Below are 21,564 nucleotides of genomic sequence, written 5' to 3' on the forward strand. Positions count from 1 at the left end.
ACAATGACGGTATGGCCTGCGATATGGTTGACGCTGAAGCTGGCTTTTGTGACGACCGCTATTTTGCTTGCCGTGGCGTTGCCTTTGGCGTGGTGGCTGACAACGACACGCTCGAAGGTGCGACCTGTTGTCGAAGCGATCACGACGCTGCCTTTGGTTTTGCCGCCGACTGTGCTTGGCTTTTATTTGTTGATCCTGATGAGCCCTACAGCGCCGTTTGGGGCGCTTTGGTTAAGCGTTACAGGCGACACGCTGACGTTTTCGTTCACCGGCTTGGTGATTGCGTCTTTGGTGTATTCGCTGCCGTTTGCGGTGCAGCCGTTGCAGACGGCGTTCGCGTCCGTGCCGCGGCCCACGATGGATGCGGCAAGGACGCTTGGTGCGACACCGCGGGATGCGTTCTTGACGATTGCTTTGCCGCTTGCGCGCCGGGGGTTTTTGACGGCCGGGGTTTTGACTTTTGCTCATACCGTGGGCGAGTTCGGAGTTGTGCTTATGGTCGGCGGAAACATACCGGGGCGCACACGGGTGATTTCGATAGAGATTTTTACCGCTGTTGAGACCCTAGATTATGCCACTGCACATCTTTTGTCGCTTGGGCTTTTGGTGTTTTCGTTCTGCGTTTTGATGCTTGTCTATGTGTTCAACCGGCGGGGGGGCGTGCGCGTTGCCTGACCGCCTGCATTTCCGACTGAAGTTGAAGCGCGGGCGTTTGTTCACGCTGGACGTCGAGGAAAGCTTGCCGTTGCAAGGGGTGACCGCGATCACCGGACCGTCGGGCAGCGGGAAGACATCACTTTTGCGCGCGCTTGCGGGGTTGGACTTGGACGTTTCAGGCGAGCGGCGTGTGTCGTTTTGCAATGCCGACTGGGACGGGCCGGGGGGGCATTTGCCCGCCCATGAGCGGCGAATCGGCTTTGTCTTTCAGGACCCCAACCTGTTTCCGCATCTGAGCGTTGCGGGCAACATTGGTTATGGCGCCAAGCGGCGGCAGGTTACGTCGTTTGATGCGATTGTCGACGCGCTTGATCTGGGGCCTTTGCTGGACCGGGGGATCGAAGGGCTGTCGGGGGGCGAAGCGCGCCGTGTGGGCTTGGCACGAGCTTTGGCGTCCAATCCGGCAGTGCTGTTTCTGGATGAGCCGATGACCGGTCTGGACAGCCAGCGCAAGTCCGAGTTCCTGCCTTACATCGCGCGCGCGGTGTCGCAAGCGCGCGTGCCTGCCCTTTATGTGAGCCATGCCAGCGACGAGATCGTAACCCTTGCCGACCGCGTTCTGGAACTTGGCGCAGGTCATATCACGGGATGGCGCACGGCGCCTATGCGATTGAACGCGCATGTAGTGGCCGAGACCAGTCCCGGCGTGGAGGTGCGTCTTGACGGCGCCGATGCGGACGGGCCGGGGGCGTCGATCCCTTTGGCGTTGCGTGCCTTGCCAGGAGAAGCAATCGGGATAGGGCTTCCTGTCGAGAGCGTTCACTTCAGTTTGCATCATCCGGGCGCGGGCTCGGCCATTATGGTCTTGCCGGTGACTGTGACGCGGCCTGCGGGCGCACGAGGACAGGCGGTTATCGATGTGCTTGGACAGTCCGTCACGGTGCCAGGCGTGGTGCGCGTTCCGAATGCAACGACGCTTTGGATGTCGATTTTGCGCGTGCTTCCACGCCCTATGGCGGGCGATTCGCGAACATAAGCGGAATTCCGCCCATCAATGAGCCGCTTTGGTTTCTATTGGTGCTTTGACGAAAACACTGACTGACCCGGCCTTCGCGACATAATTGCGCCCAATTGGGGACATGACGGATTTGTGAGTGTTTCTAATAACGGGACAATCAAGCTGGTGACTGGGAAGGACTTTTTCGTAGGGGATCCGTGTAGCGTGTTCGTTCCCTTAAGTTTTCCAGCTCCGGACAGTGTTTCTGTTTTGACATCAATAGCTTGATACATTGCCTTAAGCGCGTGCCGCATTTCGGATCGCGCATTGTGTGGTGGCGCCCTGAGTGCCCCAATGTGGCCGTTTTTGCTTTGGTCTTCAGGGCGGAAAGGATAACTTTTCCTTACCTCGCTGGGGGGTAGTGATGCGGCATGGGGGTGCCGCGCATGGCTTGCAGGACGTTCCTGCAGGTTGGGTATCGAGTGCTGCCGGTTGGCGGCGGGGATCGGTGCTCCCTGTGTGATTATTCGCCCTGTTGCCGGGCACCACGGGGATACACGCATCGATTCCCGTCACTTAACTCAATCGGTTGTTGCGAAGACCTGAGGACACCCCTCAGCGAGGATTCGTACAATGACGATTTCACCGATTACACCATGTTTTACGCCGGGCACGTTGATTGCCACGGATTGCGGTCCTGTGCCAGTCGAAGCGCTTCGCCAGGGGGACCGCATCGTTACGCGCGACAACGGCCTGCGCCGGGTGCATTGGACCGGCAGGCGCGATGTGGATTATTCGGAACTGGCATTTGAGCCCGAGTTGGCGCCGGTCCTTGTGCGAGCAGGGGCCTTAGGGAACGGCCGGCCATACCGCGATATGATGGTCAGCCCGTCGCACCGATTTCTGATCTCGCAGGAGCAGTCGTTTCTTGCGATTGACGGCGACGAGGCCTTGGTCGCGGCACGTCATCTTATGGACGGGCGCATGGTGCGGTCAGCGGCCACCTTGGGGGTGAGTTACATTCATCTCTTGTGCGATGCGCATCAGGTGATCCTGGCGGATGGGGCGTGGACCGAGACGTTTCACCCCGATGATCAGCTCATGCGGGCACTTGGAAATTCCCAGCGGCGTGAAATATTGGATCTGTTCCCCGAGGTCGAAACCATCGGGGCTGCAACGCGGTTTCCGGCCGCGCGGGATGTAATCAAAGGGCTTTGACGTCTTCGCTTAACGCTCGGGGATGAGGCCTCGGGGGCTGAAGCGCAGGACCAGAAGTAGGATCAGGCCCATCGTCAACAAGCGCATGTGTGCGGCACTTTCCAACAGGTGAGCTTTCAGCCAGTAGCCGTCGGCCATTCCGGAGGTAATGAATTGGATGAAGGTGAGGCCAAAGGGCTCCACCATGACCCAGAGGTACCAGATGAGAAAACCGCCAAGGACCGAACCGAAGTTGTTCCCCGAGCCTCCGACGATGACCATGACCCAGATGAGAAACGTGAAGCGCAGCGGCTGGTAGGTCCCGGGTGTGAGTTGTCCGTCGAGCGTGGCCATCATCGCGCCTGCAAGTCCGCAAACGGCCGAGCCAAGGATGAAGATTTGCAGGTGCCGCGCGGTGACGTCCTTGCCCATGGCTTCGGCCGCGTCTTCATTGTCGCGGATAGCGCGCATCATGCGGCCCCACGGCGAAGCAAGAGCGGCCTGTGACAGCCACAACAGGATGATCAGGACGGTGATAAACAGGCCGGAGTAGGCGAGTTTTACGGTGATCGAAGACGCTGTGACGGGATCAAAGCCCCACGAGGTCATGCGCTCGACGAAGAAGGGATCGTTTTGCAGGTCGATCTCGTAGGGGACAGGGCGCGGAATGCCGATTACGTTTTTTACGCCGCGGCTGAGCCAATCTTCGTTCTTCATCATTGCAATGACGATCTCGGCAATGCCAAGGGTCGCGATTGCGAGGTAATCTGAGCGCAGACCAAGGGCGGTCTTGCCGATTAGCCATGCAGCACCGGCAGCGAAAAGCGCACCGACGGGCCATGAGAAAAGCACGGGAAGTCCGAGGCCACCGAGGTAGCCTGTTGCGGCTGGATTGACCTTTTCGATGGCGGCTGTCGCGGGATCCAGTACCGCTCGGTAGATGAAAAATCCGACAATAAGGATCGCAAGGACGACAAAAACTTTGGTGCGTCCCTTGGGCAATCGGCGCATGGCCTGATGGGCAGCGATGACTGTGGCTATGCCGAGGAGTAAAGCGGCGATAACGCGTAGGCCACCGGCGGCCCAGGCCTCGCTCACGGGGGGCATGGCGACAAGGACGGCGCCGAGACCGCCCAGGGCGACGAAGCCCATGACGCCGATATTAAACAGGCCCGCGTAGCCCCATTGCATGTTCACCCCAAGCGCCATGATAGCCGAGATCAGACCCATGTTGACGATGCCGAGCGCGACGTTCCAGCTTTGGAAAAAGCCGGTCGCGGCGATCAGGCCAAAGACCACGAAAAACAGGATGATGTCGCGTGGAAGAAGGGTCATATCGATTTCCCCTGAAAGAGACCGGTCGGCTTGAACAACAGGACGATGACAAGAATCGCGAAGCTGACGGCGAACTTATAATCGGTCGATAGAAGCTGGACGAGGCTGTCGGGCTCCCATGCTTCGGGCAGAAGGTATCCAGCGACCTTTTTGAAGGCGTAGGTGACGGTGACTTCTGAAAACGCGATGACGAAGCCGCCCGCGATGGCACCAAGGGGATTCCCCAGGCCTCCGACGATTGCTGAGGCGAAGATCGGCAGAAGAAGTGAGAAATAAGTAAATGGTTTGAAGGACTTATCGAGACCATAGAGGACGCCTGCGGTGGTGGCAAGGGCTGCAACGATGATCCATGTGATCATCACCACGCGTTCCGGGTTGATGCCTGAAAGCAGGGCGAGGTCTTCATTGTCGGAGAACGCGCGCATAGATTTTCCGGTGCGCGTTTTGTTCAGGAACCAGAACAACAATAACACTACGATAATGGCGACAACGACCGTTAGGGCAGCGGTGGATTTGATTGCAAGGCCTTCGCTGAGACCCGTCTTTTCCTTGAAATCGCGCGCTGTAATGATGAAGCGTGCGCCATCTGCGAAGCGTTGATCGTCGGGGCCGATAATGAAACGAACAAGGCCGTTCATGATGAACATAACACCCATCGACACGATCACAAGGATCACCGGGGCGGCCTTTTGTTCGCGGTAGAATTTGTAGACCAGCCTATCCGTTGCTAGCACCAAAAGCGCTGTTCCTGCGATCCCGATGGGCAGGGCTAGGAGCGCTGTCGGGAAGACACCAAGGTTAATTCCGAGGCTTTGCAGACCCCATGTCGCAAGGATTGTTACCATCGCACCAAACGCCATCGTGTCGCCGTGGGCGAAGTTAGAAAACCGCAGGATGCCGTAGATCAACGTCACGCCAAGTGCGCCTAGCGCAAGCTGGCTGCCATAGACGATGGCAGGGACAATGACAAAGTTGGCAAGGGCCACAATTGCGTTCAACAGGTCGATCATATAGCTTCCGTTCCGGTCGCGTTGTTCAGAAAGTATAGGCCACGCGGTGCGATATCACGCCGAGATGGCTTCACGAGGTTGAGGGGATGATCTGGATTTGCATCACTACCCCCCAAGGAATGAGCGGCGGACTTCTGGATCATCGAGGAGGGCTTTTCCGGTGTCTGTGAACGCATTGCGTCCCTGCACCAAAACGTAGCCTTTATCGGCGATCTCAAGCGCCTGCCGCGCGTTTTGCTCGACCATCAGGATCGAAATGCCCGTGTGGGCCACCTCGATAATCCGGTCAAAAAGTTCATCCATAACGATAGGGCTGACGCCCGCTGTCGGTTCGTCCAGCATCAGGACTTTGGGTTTGGTCATCAACGCGCGGCCCACGGCCACTTGCTGGCGCTGGCCGCCGGACAATTCGCCTGCGGGCTGAAGCCGTTTTTCGCGCAGGATGGGGAACAGATCATAGACCTGTTCCATCGTTGTCGCGATATCGTCCCGGCGTAGGAAGGCCCCCATTTCAAGGTTCTCTTCGACAGTCATCGACGTGAAGATGTTCGAGGTTTGCGGCACGAAGGCCATGCCTTTGGCGACGCGGGCTTGCGGTGTGAGGCGGGTGATGTCTTCGCCGTCAAGACGAACAGCGCCTTCGCGGACGTTCAGCATTCCAAAGACGGCTTTCATCGCAGTGGATTTGCCCGCGCCGTTCGGGCCAACGATCACGGCAATCTGGCCCTTGTCGACGGAGATGGTGCAGCCGTGAAGGATGTCCGCGCCGGTGCCGTAGCCGCCGGTCATGTCGTCCCCGATAAGAAAGGGCTGGCCTTCGCGCGTGCCGGGACGCCCTTCGGTTTCGCTGCCGTAGGATTTCAACGTGCCAGGGGGCTTTGGATTGGCGATGGACTTGTCTTTGTTGCCACGCGCGTTCTGATAAGGGTTGTCGCTCACGCGCCGGCCTCTGCTTTGACTTTGTTTTTGAGGCCTGTGCCAAGGTAAGCCTCGATGACTTGTTCGTTGGATTTGATCTCTGCCATTGTTCCTTCGGCCAGGACTTTTCCTTCGGCCATGACGATGACGGGATCACAAAGGCGGCCAATGAAATTCATGTCATGTTCGATGACACAGAAGGTATAGCCGCGTTCTTCGTTGAGACGCTTGATGGCGTCCGCGATGGTATTGAGAAGGGTGCGGTTCACGCCTGCGCCGACCTCGTCCAAAAAGACAATCTTGGCGTCGACCATCATGGTCCGCCCAAGTTCAAGTAGCTTCTTCTGGCCACCCGAAAGGTTGCCTGCTTTCTCGTTTTTCAGATGATCAATGGTAAGAAATTGAAGGACTTCATCGGCCTTCTTCACAAGGGCTTTCTCGTCTTCGATAATCTGCTTTCGGCCAAGCCAGGCATTCCAGATAGTCTCGCCGGATTGGTTGCCGGGCACCATCATCAGGTTTTCGCAAACTGTCATTGAAGAGAATTCATGGGCGATCTGAAAAGTGCGAAGAAGCCCTTTGCGGAATAGCTCGTGTGGGGGCAAGCCAGTGATGTCTTCGCCATCCATGTAAACGCGCCCAGACGTCGGGGGTAGGCGGCCTGCAATCACATTGAAAAGTGTGGTCTTTCCCGCTCCATTCGGACCAATCAGTCCGGTGATGGAACCTTTCTTGATCTCCAGCGTTGACCCGTCGACCGCATGAAAGCCGCCAAAGTGTTTGTGAAGGTCGTCAACGACGATCATGTTTCTTTTCCCATGCCCGAACGCTGCCCTTTTCTATCCCGTCCAGGTGGATTCATCCGGGCGGGTGTTAAGTATTTATGAAACGGCCCGGGGGTTGACCGGGCCGTTTCATGCTTTTTCAGATCAGCGATACTTCGCGGTGACTTCTGCGCCGCCTTCGTAGTTGATCTGGCGGTAGTTGCCGGCACTTTCGCCCGGTCCGATCAATTCGACCGCCGACGCGCCGACGTAGTCGATTTCGCCGCCATTCGCGAGGATCTCTAGCGCCTTGCCGAGCTCGCCCGGGAAGATTTGCTCGCCCGGTGCGTTCGCGACGTTCATGACTTCGTTCTTGAACTCGGCCGAGTCAGACGAACCAGCCGCTTGCATGGCAAGCATGATAAGCGCCGCGGCGTCATAGCTTTCGGGTGAGAACGGTCCACTTGGGTTGAACGCATCACCTACTAGATCGACATACATCTTCGATCCTGGACTATCGGTGCCTGGAATGTTGCCGGTCGAGCCATCAATTTCTGAACCAAAGTTGGAGACCAGAGTATCGCTGACCATACCGTCTGGGAAGTGAAACGTGTCGAAGGCGCCAGAGTCAAGCGCAGCTCGAACTATACCTGTACCGCCGCCGTCAACATAGCCAGCAACGACGAGACGCTCGCCACCGGCTGACGCCAAGGCGCCGACTTCTGCGGTGTAGTCTGCTTTGCCGTCTTCATGGGCTGCGTTGATCGTGACCGTGCCGCCTGCTTCTTCGTAGGCAGCCTGGATCGCGTCGGCAAGACCCTTGCCGTAATCGTTGTTGGTATAGGTAACGGCAACTTCTCCAACGCCCTCTTCAAGCAGAATGTCGGTGATAACCTGACCCTGACGCGCATCGGAAGGGGCTGTGCGGAAGAACAGACCGTTGTCTTCTGCGGTCGTAAGACCTGGCGATGTGGCCGATGGCGATAACATCACGATGCCGTTTGGGATCGCAACGTTTTGCAGAATGGCACCTGTCACGCCAGAACAATCCGCACCCATGATCGCATTTACGCCATCGCTGGTAACAAGACGTTCTGCGGCAGCGGTGGCTGCGCCGGCGTCAATACAAGTCGAATCCGCTCGCACAGGCGTGACGGTCGCGCCACCAAGCAGTTTGCCCGATGCATTCACTTCGCTGATTGCCAGTTCTGCGCCATCCCCCATGTCCGGTGTTATCGATTCAAGCGGGCCCGTGAAGCCGAGGATGATACCGATTTTGATCTCTTCGGCGTGAGCGTCTGCAAAGGCGGAGCCCGCACACAGTGCGGTCGCGGCCGAAGCCATTAGTAGTTTTTTCATTTTTTTATCTCCCTGATGAGAACTATTGTTCCGAAAAAGACAATAGGGAAGAAAATCATAATGAAAAGGGGCACACCTAAGACTTCCGTGACGTAAAACCTGTGCGTGAAATTTGGTTTCTCCACACTAGCTGTTTATCTTTGTTGAAATAAAGGAGACGTCCACCATGGTCAGGTTCGTAGCTATCCTCGCCGTCTGTTGCGTTGGTACGGCCGGTGCCGCGTTTGACACGTCGTCGGGGCAAGTGCGTGTCGCGCCGATTGTGAATGGTCTGGATGAGCCATGGTCGTTCGGATTTCTGCCCGATGGGCGGCTGCTGATTACAGAACGCGAAGGCATTTTGCTGCTGGTCGATGACGACATAACACAGGTAGCAGGACTGCCAGAAATTGCGGATGTCGGGCAGGGCGGTCTTCTGGATATTCTGATCCCGCGCGATTTTGCACAACGTCGTGAGATTTTCATGAGCTATGCCAAGCCGCAGGGACGGGGTGCGGGCACGGCGCTTATGCGCGCGCGTCTTTCCAAGGACGGCGGTCGTTTGTCTGAAGTAACGACTATCTTCGAGATCGAGCCCAGCACATCGGGTGGTCAACACTTCGGATCGCGCATTGTCGAAGCGCCGGATGGAACGCTCTTTTTAACTATCGGTGATCGCGGCGCGCGCGATACGGCGCAGGATTTGTCGATCGAGACCGGATCGGTCGTGCGGGTGAACCGTGACGGCTCGGTGCCTAGGGACAATCCGTTTGTGGGTCAGGACGGTGCACAGCCTGAAATCTGGAGCTTTGGCCATCGCAACCCGCAAGGCGCAGCACTTGATCTTGCCGGTAACCTTTTGGTTGTCGAGCACGGGGCACGTGGCGGCGACGAAGTAAACAGGGTGAAAAAGGGAGCGAATTTCGGCTGGCCGGTGATTTCATACGGACAGCATTATTCCGGTCGGTCAATCGGCGAGGGCACGGCCAAGGACGGATTGCAGCAGCCGGATTTTTTTTGGGATCCGTCGATGGCGCCTTCGGGAATGATGATTTATTCCGGTGCGCTTTGGCCGGAATGGCGCGGTGACATCTTTGTTGGATCGCTGAAATTCGACTATATTTCACGGCTGGACGGCACCCCCATGACAGAGGTCGAACAACTCACCGGCGACGAAACCCTCCGGGTCCGTGATGTGCGCGAGGGTCCAAACGGTGGAATTTGGTTTCTAAGTGTTGGCAATGGCACTCTTTATCGCATGACCCCAAACTGAACGAAGGTCTTTGGATCCCGAAAATCCCCGCCGGAAGCAAGTAAATTATCCCATCGCGTCGAAAGCCGAGGGCTTTGAACTAGACCGAAAGCCGTGCGGCCTGCGCACCGCGTTCGCGGTAGGGTGTGGTGTCGTACTGCGCGCGGTAGCATTTTGAAAAATGCGAAGGCGAGGCAAAGCCGCAGGCAAGGGCGACGTTGATCACGCTCATATCAGTTTGCATCAAAAGGTTGCGCGCCTTTTGCAGCCTTAGTTCCATATAGTAACGCTTTGGGCTGCGGTTTAGATATCGACGAAACAGTCGTTCCAACTGGCGCGTCGACATGCCGACATCTTTGGCAAGTATGGACGGGCTGATGGGTTCCTCGATATTGGCTTCCATCATCTGGATGACGGCCGATAGCTTCGGATGACGCACGCCGATGCGGGTGGGGACAGACAGACGCTGCGTGTCCTGATCCGTGCGGATCGTCGTATAGATCAACTGGTCTGCCACGGCGCTCGCAAGGGTCTCGCCGTGATCGTCGGCGATGAACTTCAGCATCAGGTCGATCGACGCCGTGCCACCCGCGGTGGTAAATGTGCTGCCGTCGACCACGAAAACGGATTTGGTTAGAGTGACGTCTTCAAACTCTTCGACGAAGCTGTCCTGATTTTCCCAATGTATCGTCGCGCGCTTGCCGTCTAAGAGGCCCGCCTTGGCCAGCGAGTATCCCGCCGTGCACAGACCGCCCATTTTGGCACCACGTCGCGCTTCGCGCCGAACCCAGTTCAACAGCTTTTTGGTTGTCGCATTTGCAACATCGATGCCGCCACACAGCACCACGGTGTCGTCGCGGCCGACTTCAACAAAATCGCTATCCAGACGAAAGGCTGTGCCGGCAGAGCAACAAGCCGTATCGCCGCCTTCGCCAATTATGCTCCATTCATAAAGCGGTTTGCCGGACATACGGTTGGCAATGCGGAGACTTTCAACCGCGCAGGCGAAGCAAAGCAGGGTAAACTGATCAAGAAGGACGAACACAAAACGGCGCGGCTTGTCCCCGGTGCTTTGGATGTCAATTGTCTGGACTGCGGCATCGCCCATTTGTGGTTCCCATCGCATGTATTCTACCACCGAAACACCATTTCAGAGGGCGCGGCAAGGGACGCTGGTCGCGTTTTCCGACAGGATTTGTCGCGAACAGGGCTCGCTCGGCGGCAAATCCCGGTTTTCAACCCCTCGCTGCTGCCCTATAAGCCATTCTCGCAATGTGGATATTGTTGTTTTCGAGGACGAACAGATGAGCGATTGGCAGAAAACCGGATGGCGCGCAAAACCCCGGGTGCAAATGCCTGACTATATGGACGCGGGCGCTTTGGCTGAGGTTGAGGCGCGTCTTGGGTCGTATCCGCCGCTTGTCTTTGCGGGCGAAGCGCGCCGTTTGAAGCGTGAATTGGGCGCGGCTGCGCGTGGTGAGGCATTCCTTTTGCAAGGCGGCGACTGCGCCGAGAGCTTTGCCGAATTTTCAGCTGACAACATTCGCGACACGTTCAAAGTCATGTTGCAGATGGCGATGGTTCTGACTTACGGCGCGAAGGTGCCTGTGGTGAAGGTTGGCCGGATGGCGGGGCAGTTTGCTAAGCCACGCTCGGCCCCGACCGAGGTGAAGAACGGCGTTGAGCTTCCGTCCTACCGTGGTGATATCGTCAACGAGCTGGAATTTTCCGAAACGGCACGCCGTCCTAGCCCAGACAAGATGCTGCGCGCTTACACGCAGGCGGCGGCGACTCTGAACCTTTTGCGCGCGTTTTCAACCGGTGGTTTCGCCGACATTCACCACGTCCACAGCTGGACGCTTGGCTTCGCCGAAGGTGTCGATGCCGAGCGCTATCGCGATATGGCTAATCGCATTCAGGACACCATCGACTTCATGGCGGCTGCTGGTCTGACGGCTCAGACGAACCACGAATTAAGCCAGGTCGATTTCTACACAAGCCACGAAGCTTTGCTTTTGGAATACGAGGAGGCTTTGACGCGGATCGATTCCACGTCCGGCCAGTGGCTGGCGGGGTCGGGTCATATGATCTGGATCGGCGACCGCACGCGTCAGCCAGACGGCGCGCATGTGGAATTTGCCAGCGGTGTTCAGAATCCGATCGGACTGAAGTGTGGTCCGACCACAACAGCTGAGGATCTGAAGATCCTGATGACCAAGCTGAATCCGACCAATGAGGATGGGCGTCTGACACTGATTGCGCGTTTTGGTGCGGGCAGCGTGGGCGATCACTTGCCGCGTCTGTTGAAGACGGTGAAGGAAGAGGGCGCGAACGTGCTTTGGTCCTGTGATCCGATGCATGGTAACACGATCAAGTCGTCGACGGGCTATAAAACGCGACCCTTTGAAAGCGTTCTTCGAGAAGTGCGTGAGTTCTTTCAGGTGCATGGCGCCGAGGGCACTGTTCCGGGTGGCGTGCATTTCGAGATGACTGGGCAAGACGTGACCGAATGTACGGGTGGTGTGCGTGCTGTTAGCGACGAGGACTTGTCCGACCGTTACCACACAGCGTGCGATCCGCGTCTGAACGCGTCGCAAGCGTTGGAGCTTGCCTTCCTTGTGGCCGAGGAACTTAGCGCTCGGCGCGCAAGCGCGCTGTCGGCAGCTGTTGGCTGAAACGTCACTCATAAATGCAAGAAAGGCCCGCCAGTTAAGCGGGCCTTTTTCATTCTGGTTCGGTGTGATCATTCCTGATCAATAAATGTGTTGTCGGTGACAAGGCGCAGATGTGCACCCTTTTCTTGGGGGGAAATTGTGCGTTTTGCAGGGTACGGAGCGTCTGGCTTTTCAGGGGACGATGCCAGCGGTGTGCACTGAATGCGGTTTTGATCGTCGGTTTCGGAAGCCTGGCGCAATTGAGTGACGTCGTGGTCGGCAAAACCCACCAGACCGCATCTGCTTTGGCCGGTGATCTGAAGCTTGCGGGCGCTGCGGCCGATGTCGCCGGACATCACGACGACGCCAAGTGCGCGACTGATCTCGCCTAGGTCACTTCGCAAAGGCAATAACACCATGTCACCAGTAAGCTCGGCCCGTCCAAATCCTTTAGCTGCGCCTAGTTTCATCCCCACGACTGATGGATCATCAAAATCAGACTGGATGGCGTCCGACAGCTTCTCGCGCGAGGCTGGTTTGAAAATTTCGAAGCCGGAAGGCCACGTACTTCTTTCCCCATTAGATCCGTCAGATATGAGCCCGCAAGGCGGATCCGCGCCAGCCCGGTCGAGATACTATCAAGAACATACACATGCGCCAAAGAGCCTTGCAGAAATTGCGGAGAAATTCGCTTCATTTGGGCGCAAGGCGTCCTACTCGCATGTCTTCCCAGCGTGCTTCTCGCTGCGCCAGAATGGGCCCCACATTGCGCCCTAATCGCCGTAAATTCTACAACCTGATCGCCGTTTTGATTGTCGCCACCACTACCTTTATCGCGATATGCCATCTTCCACGCTTTCCCGGAGCGCGTATTGTTCGCTCCGACCCTCTCTGTTACCCACAATTCGACGATGTCAGGAAGTGCGGGTCGGTTCCGCCTCTTTCTTACCAAAAGGTTAATGGCGATGGCTGAGGCACAAGACAGCGGCGAGTCGGTCGGGCTTCGCTCGATGACGGGCTTTGGTCCGCTGAATGGCGCGTTCGCGGACTGGTCTTTCAGTGGCGACGTGCGGGCCGTGAACGGGCGCGGGCTTGATATGCGGTTTCGGGCGCCGGACTGGATTGAGGGGCTTGAGCCAATCCTGCGCAAGGCGGTACAGGCGCGTGTGTTGCGCGGTAGTGTGACGGTGTCGATCCGGTTGCAGCGCGAAGAGGCAGTGCCTGAGTTGCGTCTGAACGAGGCCCAGTTTGCCGCGACCCTTGAGCTGTTGACCCATATCGAAGCCGGTGCGTCGGCGTATGGTCTGGCGTTGGTGCCAACCAAAGCAAGTGACATCGCAGCCATGCGCGGCGTGGTCGAGCAACGCGAGGGAGGCAATGGTGACACTGGCGCGTTGCGGGCCGCGATTGCTGCAGCCTTTGATGCCGCATTGCAGGCCTTTGACGCAGATCGCGCCCGCGAGGGTGCGGCTTTGAGCGATGTGTTGTTTAAGCAATTGGACGAGGTCGAACGTTTGCGCACAATAGCGTTGACGGCTGCGGGCGTGCGGGCAGATGCGGCGCGGGCGGGGCTGGAGCGCAATCTGGCCAGGCTTTTGGAGGCAACGGAGGTGCCGGACGAAACGCGGCTGGCACAGGAGTTGGCGCTGATTGCAGTAAAGACGGATATCACCGAGGAACTGGACCGGTTGACAGCGCATGTGGCGGCGGCGCGGTCTTTGCTGGTTACGCAAGGCCCCGTCGGGCGCAAGCTTGATTTCCTGATGCAGGAGTTCAACCGCGAGGCAAACACGTTGTGTTCCAAGGCTCAGTCAACCGAGATGACGGCCATCGGGCTTGACCTGAAAGCGGTCATCGACCAGATGCGCGAGCAGGTTCAGAATATCGAATGAAGGGGCAGGGATGACAGACAGGATTGTTATGGCTCGGCGGGGGCTTCTGATCATTCTGTCCTCGCCTTCGGGTGCGGGGAAGTCGACATTAGCGGGCCGATTGCGAGAATGGGACACGGATATCCGGTTTTCTGTTTCGGCCACCACGCGGGTAGCACGAACCGGCGAGCAGGACGGGCGCGAGTATACTTTCGTAGAAGAAGCCGCCTTTAGGGCAATGGTGCGAGACAACGAGATGCTGGAGCATGCTTTCGTGTTCGGCAACTTTTATGGCTCGCCGCGTCGTCCTGTGCAGGCCGCAATCGAGGCCGGGGCGGATGTGCTTTTTGACATTGATTGGCAGGGCGCGCAGCAAATTGCGAATTCGCCGCTAGCGCCGCATGTTTTGTCGATCTTCCTTTTGCCTCCGTCGATCACTGAACTTCAGCGGCGCCTGGAAACGCGCGGGCAGGACGATGCAGATGTGATTGCCAAAAGGATGACGCGCAGTTGGGACGAGATTTCGCACTGGGACAGTTATGACTATGTGCTGGTGAACGATAGTCTTGATGCGACCGAAGAACGCCTTCATACGATCATCACAGCTGAACGTCTGCGGCGCACGCAGCAGCCCGGATTGATGGGCCATGTGCGCAAGTTACAGCACGAGTTTGAGGACAGCGCATCTTGACTTTGTATGCTTTGGACAATGTATCGCCGGTGTTGCCGGAAGATGCCGACTTCTGGGTTGCGCCTGATGCCAATGTTATCGGGGATGTGGTGATCGAAAGCGGAGTGTCGATCTGGTTTGGCGCCACGCTTCGCGGAGATACCGAGCGGCTTCGCGTGGGAGCGGGAAGCAACATTCAGGAAAACACTGTTGTGCATGCGGATCCGGGTTTTCCGGTGGTGATTGGTGCGAACTGCACGATTGGCCACAAGGCTATGATCCATGGCTGCGAGATTGGTGATGGATCATTGATCGGGATGGGGGCCACGGTTTTGAATGGCGCGAAGATTGGCAAGGGTTGCTTGATCGGCGCAGGCGCGCTTGTGACCGAGGGCAAGGTTATTCCCGACGGCAGTCTTGTGATGGGGATGCCGGGGAAGGTGGTGCGCGACCTGGACGCGGATGCGCAGGCCACTCTTTTGGTTTCGGCCGAGAATTACCGCAAACGGATGCGGCGGTACCGGGCTGGTCTGACGCCTCTGGATTAAGAAATACATAGGAGATCGGCCATGTCTGACACACCGTCAAAGCCCTTTCGCACGCCTTGGCCGGGAAGCGTAAGCCGCCCCGTCGTCAATCCTTTGCAGCCGTCTGTTGTCTATGCCTCTGGCGATCCGGACGAGTTGGACTCGCAGTACGAAGGCGGTGCGAAGGGCTATACCTATGCCCGCGAGGGTCATCCGAACGCGGAAGTTCTGGGGCAAATGATAGACGCCATGGAAGGCGCGTCCGGCGGTGTCGTGACCGGCTCGGGCATGGGCGCTGTGACGGTGGCGTTGCTTGGTTCAGCGAGCGCGGGCGATCATGTGCTTGGGGCGGATCAGCTTTATGGGCGATCGCTTCGGCTGATGACTGAGGAATTGCCGCGCTTTGGGATTGCGACGTCTCTGGCGAATCCGACGGATGTTGTGGCCTTTGAGGCGGCGATCCGGCCCGAGACGAAGTTAATTCTGATCGAAACAGTGTCGAACCCGACCCTTCGGGTGGCGGATGTTGACGGGATTATCGCTCTGGCCAAGGAGCGCGGGATACTTGTGGCGATTGACAACACGTTTCCAACGCCGCGCGGATGTCGGCCTTTGTCGCGGGGGGCGGATATTGTCATCCATTCGGTGACCAAGTTGATGGCGGGACATTCGGATGCAACCCTTGGATATGTCGCGACCAGAGATCCGGCACTTTCGGCGCGGTTTTTGACGCTTGCGGTCAGCATGGGATTTACCGCGTCACCGTTTGATTGCTGGCTGGCCGAGCGCGGGCTTTATTCGTTCGATTTGAGGTATGATCGCTGCACTGCAACTGCGGCACGGCTTGGGGATGCTCTTGGGGTTTTACCGGGGGTGGTGCGTGTTCTATACCCCACACGGCACGATCATCCCGATCACAATCGCAGCGCGACGCTGCTTGGCGGTGAGGGTGGGCATATGGTGAGTTTTGAGATCGAAGGCGGGCGGGAGGCCGCCAACGCATTTGTGCGTAACGCCGAGGGGCTGAACTTTGCGCCGACCCTTGGCGATGTCGCTACGACGATCAGCCATCCCGCGACGTCCTCGCACCGTGCACTAACGCCTCAGGCGCGGGCAGAGATCGGAATTTCGGAAGGCTTCTTCAGGATTTCAGTCGGCTGCGAACCGGCCGACGCGCTTATCGCGACTTTTGAGAAAGCCATACGCGCCGCCATCGCGGTCTGATCATCACTCGATCAGGATGCCAAAGTCGAGTCCTGGGTAAAGGCGTTTGATCTCGCGTTCGGCATTTTCGGACTCGGAAGTTCACGGGATAGAGCCCGATACTTACCTTTGTATCCATGGCTGCCTAGAATCTGCGCAAGGTCGTTGCAGTCAAGACGTCTGGAAAGCGCGGGCGATATCACGACTGTCGGCCAAAGGTGTTCAAGTAAGCCATCCGCGACCTCGCAATCGCCACGAACTGAGCGCTCGAGAACTGGGGGAACTGGTGGCCGCTTTGCAGCCATTCTTCAGGTTCGCCCACAGCCAGTATAGCAACTGTCTGATCACCCAAGCCGCTAAGTGACGCGGCATCTAGGCGGCTTAATTTTAAAGGTTAAGAGCTCATGCTTTTTTACCCGTTGTTTTGCCAACTCAGTTATTGAAAACATTCGTCCTGCATTTTTTCCCTGTTCACGATAATCAAGATAAAACCTTGTTGGAGGAAAGAAATACCTCAGGGGGAGGAAATCATGAAGGTACCCGTTTAAGTTGTACACTTAATCAAACTCCGGCTTTACAAACTAAAATCAGACCGTGACAAGCCACTAGAAGCCGGAAATTTAAGCATTTTTTGATCTGGATAGGAGAATTGCCATGCAAGAGTTTGTCGATGCCTTGCCGCTTCCGGCGATTGTTGTTGGACGCGACGAGCGGCTTTTGGCGGCGAATGCGCAGGCGATCCAATTGTTCGGACGCGGGGTTCTGGGGCGACATTACATAACCTCATTCCGCCAGCCTGTTTTGCTGGACGCGATCGAGCAGGTCATGTCGGATGGTAAATCCAGACAAGCACGTTACCTTTCGACCGAAGCGCGGCGCGACAAGACTTGGGCAGTGCATCTTGCGATGATGGGGGCGGATCGCCCTATGCTTATCACCTTCGAGGATCAAACGGCGACGGAAGAAGCCGGGACGATGCGCCGGGATTTCGTGGCCAATGTCAGCCATGAGTTGCGCACGCCTTTGACGGCGCTGATCGGTTTTATCGAAACACTCCGCGGTGCCGCAAAGAACGATCCGGCAGCACAGGCGCGGTTCCTTGAGATCATGGACCGCGAGGCGGTGCGGATGAACCGGTTGGTTGAAGACTTGATGTCTCTGAACCGGGTAGAGGCAACCGAGCGCATTCGACCCTTGGATCTTGTTGATCTGACATCGATTGCGCGATCCGTCATTCACGCCCTAGAGCCACTGGCAGCCGAGCGCGGCATGACGATCGTGCACGAGAACCTTGAAGATGCCGCGCGGCTTCCGGGCGATGCGGATCAATTGGCGCAAGTCATCACCAACCTTGTCGAGAACGCGTTGAAGTATTCGGGGTTTGGCAAGAAGGTGACCTTGCGCATGGAGACGGTCGACAATCATCCAATGACTCGCGGGCCTGCGGCGAGCTTGTCGGTGATTGATACCGGGGATGGCTTTAATCCTGAGTTGATTCCGCGCCTGACCGAGCGATTCTACCGAATCGATAATCATAGATCGCGCGAACTTGGGGGGACGGGTCTTGGCTTGGCTATTGTGAAGCACATTATTAACCGCCATCGCGGTCGACTGCGGATTGAAAGCGCTCCGGGCCAAGGTTCTGTTTTTACCGTCATTTTACCGACTAAAGTGTCGATCTGAGCAGACCTCGCAGCGGTTTTTTGACCCTGTTTTTAGATAAATTTTGGACTTCATAAAACTGTTACACAACTGTCGCAAAAGCTTCAGCAGCACCCCATAGAACGGCGCCAAGGCCGCGTGGGGCGGTCCGGAACTTTCTTAAGGAGAAAAGCCCATGCTGAATGCGAAGCTTACAGTTTCGACTATCGCAATTCTTACAATCTCTGCGACTGCCGCTGCTGCCCGTGATCAGGTGCAAGTCGCCGGATCCTCGACCGTGCTTCCATACGCTTCGATCGTCGCCGAATCTTTCGGTGAGAACTTTGATTTCCCAACACCGGTTGTTGAATCCGGTGGCTCGTCCGCAGGCCTCAAGCGCTTCTGCGAAGGCGTTGGCGAAAATACAATCGATATCGCAAACGCATCGCGCAAAATTCGCGAAGGCGAAGTTGCAGCTTGTGCAGATGCCGGCGTGACCGACATAATCGAAGTGCGCATCGGCTATGATGGCATCGTGTTCGCCAGCCAGATCGACGGTCCAGCTTATACAGCTTTCACTGAAGATCATTGGTACATGGCGCTTGCCGAGCAGGTCTTTATGGACGGCGAAATCACAGCGAACCCGTTCACAATGTGGAACGAGATCGACCCGAGCCTGCCAGCCGCTGAAATTCAGGCGTTCATTCCCGGCACCAAGCACGGAACACGCGAAGTGTTCGAGGAAAAGGTGCTTTTGGTTGGCTGTGAAAACTCCGGCGCCATTGGAGGCATGATATTAGCAGGCATGAGCGAAGATGACGCGGAAGACGCGTGCATGAACGTGCGCACTGACGGCCGCTCGGTCGATATCGACGGCGACTACACCGAGACATTGGCGCGTATCGACGCCAACTCGAACGGTGTGGGCGTGTTTGGGCTCGCGTTTTATGAGAACAACACCGACAAGCTGAAGGTTGCGACAATGTCCGGCATCGCGCCTTCGACAGAGACGATCTCAACTGGTGAGTACCCTGTGTCGCGTCCTTTGTACTTCTACATCAAAGCCGCACACATCGGCGTCATCCCAGGCCTCAAAGAGTTCGCATCGTTCTTCGTTGCCGACGAGATTGCTGGTCCGGACGGCCCGCTTGCTGAGTACGGTCTGGTATCCGATCCGGTTCTGGTGGAAACACAGATCATGATCGAAGCCGAAGAGACCATGGGCTGGGGCAGCTAACTTGATAAAGCTACCGGGGGAGGGCTCTTTTGTGCCCTCTCCCTTTTTTCCTGACCCGAGGGCGTCATGCCGCTAATCTGGCTAATTGCAATCATTTTCGCACTGGCGGTTCTTGGCTTTGTCATGGGACGCGGACGCGCTGTGGCCTCGGCTGGTGGGGACACGCGCGGGCTACATTCCCTGCCATCGTACTACGGTTGGAACGTGGCGTTGACGGTGATGACCCCGGCGTTTGGATTGCTTGCCCTGTGGCTGCTCATCCAGCCCATGTGGATTGAGAGCCGGGTTTCGGCGCAACTGCCCGAAAATGCAATTTCGGAAACCTCGACGCGCGAGCTTGTTATGAGCGATGTGCGTCGTGTGGCGGAAGGCCTTGAGGCGATTAATGCGCCTTTTGGTGGGGCTGATCCTGTCGTCAATGATGCCTATTTGGCGGACCTGCGAGAGCAAATAGGCTCTGTTGGCGTTGCCCTTGGCTCCGACATTACCGTCGGTGTCTACGACGCCGCTCGGTCGTTCCGCACGCTGTCCGGATGGGGCGGCACCGCGATGTCTGTTGTCGCATTTCTGACCGCACTGGGCGGATTTTCTGTGTCGTACATGGTGACGAATAAGGACTTCCGCGCGCGCAATACGGTCGAGCGTAGAATTTTGTTGGTACTGATTGCCGCCGCATCCATCGCCATTTTGACAACATTGGGTCTGGTTCTCTCAATGTTGTTTGAGGCGCGCAACTTCTTTGCGGCGCATCCGTGGCAGGACTTCTTTTTCGGCACAAAATGGGCACCAGATTTCCGGGGCAATTCGGAATTGGCCATTCTACCTTTGCTTTGGGGCACGTTGTATATCTCGGTCATAGCGCTTTTGGTGGCAGTACCTGTGGGTTTGTTCGCCGCGATATTTCTGTCCGAATACGCGTCAATTCGGGTGCGGTCTTTGACAAAACCCGCGATCGAGGTTTTGGCCGGTATCCCGACGATTGTGTATGGCTTGTTCGCGCTGATCACCGTTGGACCGATGCTTCGGGACTACTTTGCTTTGCCACTGGGGCTTGGGCAAAGTTCGTCTTCGGTGATAACGGCCGGTTTGGTCATGGGCATTATGTTGATCCCGTTTGTGTCTTCGTTGTCTGACGATATTATTAATGCGGTGCCGCAGTCGATGCGTGATGGATCCTACGCGCTGGGAGCGACGCAATCCGAGACGATCCGTCAGGTCGTTGTGCCGGCAGCCTTGCCGGGGATTGTGGGCGCAGTTTTGTTGGCGGCGTCGCGCGCAATTGGCGAGACGATGATTGTTGTGCTTGGGGCAGGGGCCGCGGCAGCGCAGTTTGATCGGGGCTTGGGTGAACTTGTGAACCCGTTTCAGGCCATGACTACGATCACTGTAAAGATTGTCAGTCAGTTGACCGGAGATACCGATTTTTCGTCCCCTGAGACGCTTGTGGCCTTTGCGCTTGGGCTGTCGCTGTTCACCATCACGCTTGGATTGAACGTGCTCGCGCTTTGGATTGTGCGCAGGTATCGGGAGCAATACGAATGACCGATATAATTGCAGAACCGGAAGGGGGCGACCGCCGCAAAGGCTCGCTTTTGGCGCAGGATACGCGGACGCAAAAGCGCAATGCCGCTGAACGCCGGTTCCAGATTTATGGGATGGTCGCGGTAAGCATTGCGGTGCTGGCGCTGGTGTTTTTGCTCACGTCGATTGTAAGTAACGGTATAGGGTCATTTAGCCAGACATTCATTTCGCTGGATGTGGTCTTGGCCGAAGACAAGCTTGATAAGACGGGCAGCCGGGACCGCACCGAAATGGCGAAAGTCTCAACCTTTGGCTATGCACCGTTGATCAAGGCGGCGATTGAGGACCGGATTGCCGCCGAAGGGATCGAAATTGAGGGGCTGACGAAGCCCGACGCCGTGATCTCGAAGGAGGCAGCTGCGCAGTTGCGGAACTTTGTTCTGGCAAACACGGATCGAGTCGGAGACACGGTAGAGTTCAAGTTCCTCGCCTCGGGCCGGATCGATGGGTACTACAAGGGCCGCGTGACAATGGCCTCGGCCGCACTCGATCGTAATATCTCGCCCGAGCAGTTGATGTTGGCAGATGCGCTGAAAGACGCGGGCGCATTGGAGCGCACCTTTAACTGGAACTTTATAACCGCGCCCGACGCATCCGAGAATCGCCCCGAAGCCGCAGGTCTGGGTGTCGCGATACTGGGCTCGCTTTATATGATGGTTGTGGTTTTGTTTCTCGCACTGCCGATCGGGGTCGCGGCGTCGATCTATCTTGA

At 57.1% G+C, this 21,564-nt stretch carries 21 protein-coding genes; 13 read left to right on the forward strand and 8 right to left on the reverse strand.

Annotated features, from left to right (window positions below; genetic code table 11):
* Window positions 1–3: 3 nt before the first annotated feature.
* The 3 genes from modB (at window position 4) to Q1B15_RS04015 (ending at window position 2,872) form a co-directional block, all read left to right on the forward strand.
* On the forward strand, window positions 4–675 hold the full coding sequence (modB, locus tag Q1B15_RS04005; RefSeq protein WP_299750569.1) for a molybdate ABC transporter permease subunit: 672 nt from the start codon (window positions 4–6) through the stop codon (window positions 673–675).
* Window positions 668–1,693 (forward strand): ATP-binding cassette domain-containing protein, encoded by a 1,026-nt coding sequence (locus Q1B15_RS04010; RefSeq protein ID WP_299750485.1) that lies wholly within the window; start codon window positions 668–670, stop codon window positions 1,691–1,693. Before modB ends, Q1B15_RS04010 begins: the two co-directional genes overlap by 8 nt.
* 594 nt (window positions 1,694–2,287) lie before the next feature.
* Window positions 2,288–2,872: a Hint domain-containing protein gene (locus Q1B15_RS04015; RefSeq protein ID WP_299750488.1), complete on the forward strand. Its 585-nt coding sequence runs from the start codon at window positions 2,288–2,290 to the stop codon at window positions 2,870–2,872.
* A 9-nt stretch (window positions 2,873–2,881) separates the two neighbouring features.
* Here Q1B15_RS04015 and Q1B15_RS04020 read toward each other — a convergent pair whose 3' ends face one another.
* The 5 genes from Q1B15_RS04020 to Q1B15_RS04040 form a co-directional block, all read right to left on the reverse strand.
* A complete protein-coding gene (locus Q1B15_RS04020) occupies window positions 2,882–4,186 on the reverse strand; it encodes a branched-chain amino acid ABC transporter permease (protein WP_299750491.1) in 1,305 nt (434 codons plus the stop codon).
* On the reverse strand, window positions 4,183–5,193 hold the full coding sequence (locus tag Q1B15_RS04025; protein ID WP_299750571.1) for a branched-chain amino acid ABC transporter permease: 1,011 nt from the start codon (window positions 5,191–5,193) through the stop codon (window positions 4,183–4,185). Before Q1B15_RS04025 ends, Q1B15_RS04020 begins: the two co-directional genes overlap by 4 nt.
* 108 nt (window positions 5,194–5,301) lie before the next feature.
* Window positions 5,302–6,135, reverse strand: a complete 834-nt coding sequence (locus tag Q1B15_RS04030) for an ABC transporter ATP-binding protein (RefSeq protein ID WP_299750493.1) — start codon at window positions 6,133–6,135, stop codon at window positions 5,302–5,304.
* Window positions 6,132–6,920, reverse strand: coding sequence for an ABC transporter ATP-binding protein (locus Q1B15_RS04035; RefSeq protein ID WP_299750496.1), 789 nt, complete (start codon window positions 6,918–6,920; stop codon window positions 6,132–6,134). Before Q1B15_RS04035 ends, Q1B15_RS04030 begins: the two co-directional genes overlap by 4 nt.
* A 123-nt stretch (window positions 6,921–7,043) precedes the next feature.
* Window positions 7,044–8,237, reverse strand: a complete 1,194-nt coding sequence (locus Q1B15_RS04040) for an ABC transporter substrate-binding protein (protein WP_299750499.1) — start codon at window positions 8,235–8,237, stop codon at window positions 7,044–7,046.
* Between the two features lie 166 nt (window positions 8,238–8,403).
* On the opposite strand from Q1B15_RS04040, the gene Q1B15_RS04045 reads away from it, so the two are divergent.
* Complete coding sequence (locus Q1B15_RS04045; protein WP_299750503.1) at window positions 8,404–9,489, forward strand: PQQ-dependent sugar dehydrogenase; 1,086 nt, start codon at window positions 8,404–8,406, stop codon at window positions 9,487–9,489.
* Window positions 9,490–9,568: 79 nt separating this feature from the next.
* Here the strand turns inward: Q1B15_RS04045 and Q1B15_RS04050 are convergent, their stop codons facing one another.
* Complete coding sequence (locus Q1B15_RS04050) at window positions 9,569–10,576, reverse strand: GlxA family transcriptional regulator (RefSeq protein ID WP_299750506.1); 1,008 nt, start codon at window positions 10,574–10,576, stop codon at window positions 9,569–9,571.
* Between the two features lie 196 nt (window positions 10,577–10,772).
* Between Q1B15_RS04050 and Q1B15_RS04055 the strand changes: the two genes are divergently transcribed.
* A complete protein-coding gene (locus Q1B15_RS04055) occupies window positions 10,773–12,143 on the forward strand; it encodes a class II 3-deoxy-7-phosphoheptulonate synthase (protein WP_299750509.1) in 1,371 nt (456 codons plus the stop codon).
* A gap of 68 nt (window positions 12,144–12,211) precedes the next feature.
* Here the strand turns inward: Q1B15_RS04055 and Q1B15_RS04060 are convergent, their stop codons facing one another.
* Both Q1B15_RS04060 and Q1B15_RS23335 read right to left on the reverse strand, forming a co-directional pair.
* A complete protein-coding gene (locus Q1B15_RS04060) occupies window positions 12,212–12,667 on the reverse strand; it encodes a PAS domain-containing protein (RefSeq protein WP_299750573.1) in 456 nt (151 codons plus the stop codon).
* Window positions 12,589–12,969, reverse strand: a complete 381-nt coding sequence (locus tag Q1B15_RS23335) for a PAS domain-containing protein (RefSeq protein WP_366141666.1) — start codon at window positions 12,967–12,969, stop codon at window positions 12,589–12,591. The genes Q1B15_RS04060 and Q1B15_RS23335 overlap by 79 nt, the downstream gene beginning before the upstream one ends.
* A gap of 118 nt (window positions 12,970–13,087) precedes the next feature.
* On the opposite strand from Q1B15_RS23335, the gene Q1B15_RS04065 reads away from it, so the two are divergent.
* From Q1B15_RS04065 to Q1B15_RS04100, 8 genes are all read left to right on the forward strand, one after another.
* Window positions 13,088–14,014 carry a YicC/YloC family endoribonuclease gene (locus Q1B15_RS04065; RefSeq protein WP_299750512.1) on the forward strand — a complete coding sequence of 309 codons (927 nt, stop codon included), beginning with the start codon at window positions 13,088–13,090 and terminating at the stop codon, window positions 14,012–14,014.
* A 28-nt stretch (window positions 14,015–14,042) separates the two neighbouring features.
* Window positions 14,043–14,684: a guanylate kinase gene (gene gmk, locus Q1B15_RS04070; RefSeq protein ID WP_299750575.1), complete on the forward strand. Its 642-nt coding sequence runs from the start codon at window positions 14,043–14,045 to the stop codon at window positions 14,682–14,684.
* Window positions 14,681–15,211 (forward strand): gamma carbonic anhydrase family protein, encoded by a 531-nt coding sequence (locus Q1B15_RS04075; protein ID WP_299750515.1) that lies wholly within the window; start codon window positions 14,681–14,683, stop codon window positions 15,209–15,211. Before gmk ends, Q1B15_RS04075 begins: the two co-directional genes overlap by 4 nt.
* Before the next feature lie 21 nt (window positions 15,212–15,232).
* Window positions 15,233–16,414, forward strand: coding sequence for an aminotransferase class I/II-fold pyridoxal phosphate-dependent enzyme (locus Q1B15_RS04080; RefSeq protein ID WP_299750516.1), 1,182 nt, complete (start codon window positions 15,233–15,235; stop codon window positions 16,412–16,414).
* Between the two features lie 633 nt (window positions 16,415–17,047).
* Window positions 17,048–18,076 (forward strand): ATP-binding protein, encoded by a 1,029-nt coding sequence (locus tag Q1B15_RS04085; RefSeq protein ID WP_299750518.1) that lies wholly within the window; start codon window positions 17,048–17,050, stop codon window positions 18,074–18,076.
* 154 nt (window positions 18,077–18,230) lie between these two features.
* A complete protein-coding gene (locus tag Q1B15_RS04090) occupies window positions 18,231–19,271 on the forward strand; it encodes a substrate-binding domain-containing protein (protein ID WP_299750521.1) in 1,041 nt (346 codons plus the stop codon).
* Between the two features lie 66 nt (window positions 19,272–19,337).
* Window positions 19,338–20,813 (forward strand): phosphate ABC transporter permease subunit PstC, encoded by a 1,476-nt coding sequence (pstC, locus tag Q1B15_RS04095; RefSeq protein ID WP_299750565.1) that lies wholly within the window; start codon window positions 19,338–19,340, stop codon window positions 20,811–20,813.
* Window positions 20,810–21,564: DUF3333 domain-containing protein (locus tag Q1B15_RS04100; RefSeq protein ID WP_299750567.1), on the forward strand; the 755-nt coding region annotated here is incomplete at its 3' end. The genes pstC and Q1B15_RS04100, both read left to right, overlap by 4 nt.

The organism is uncultured Boseongicola sp. (assembly GCF_937988555.1).
Classification (GTDB): domain Bacteria; phylum Pseudomonadota; class Alphaproteobacteria; order Rhodobacterales; family Rhodobacteraceae; genus Boseongicola.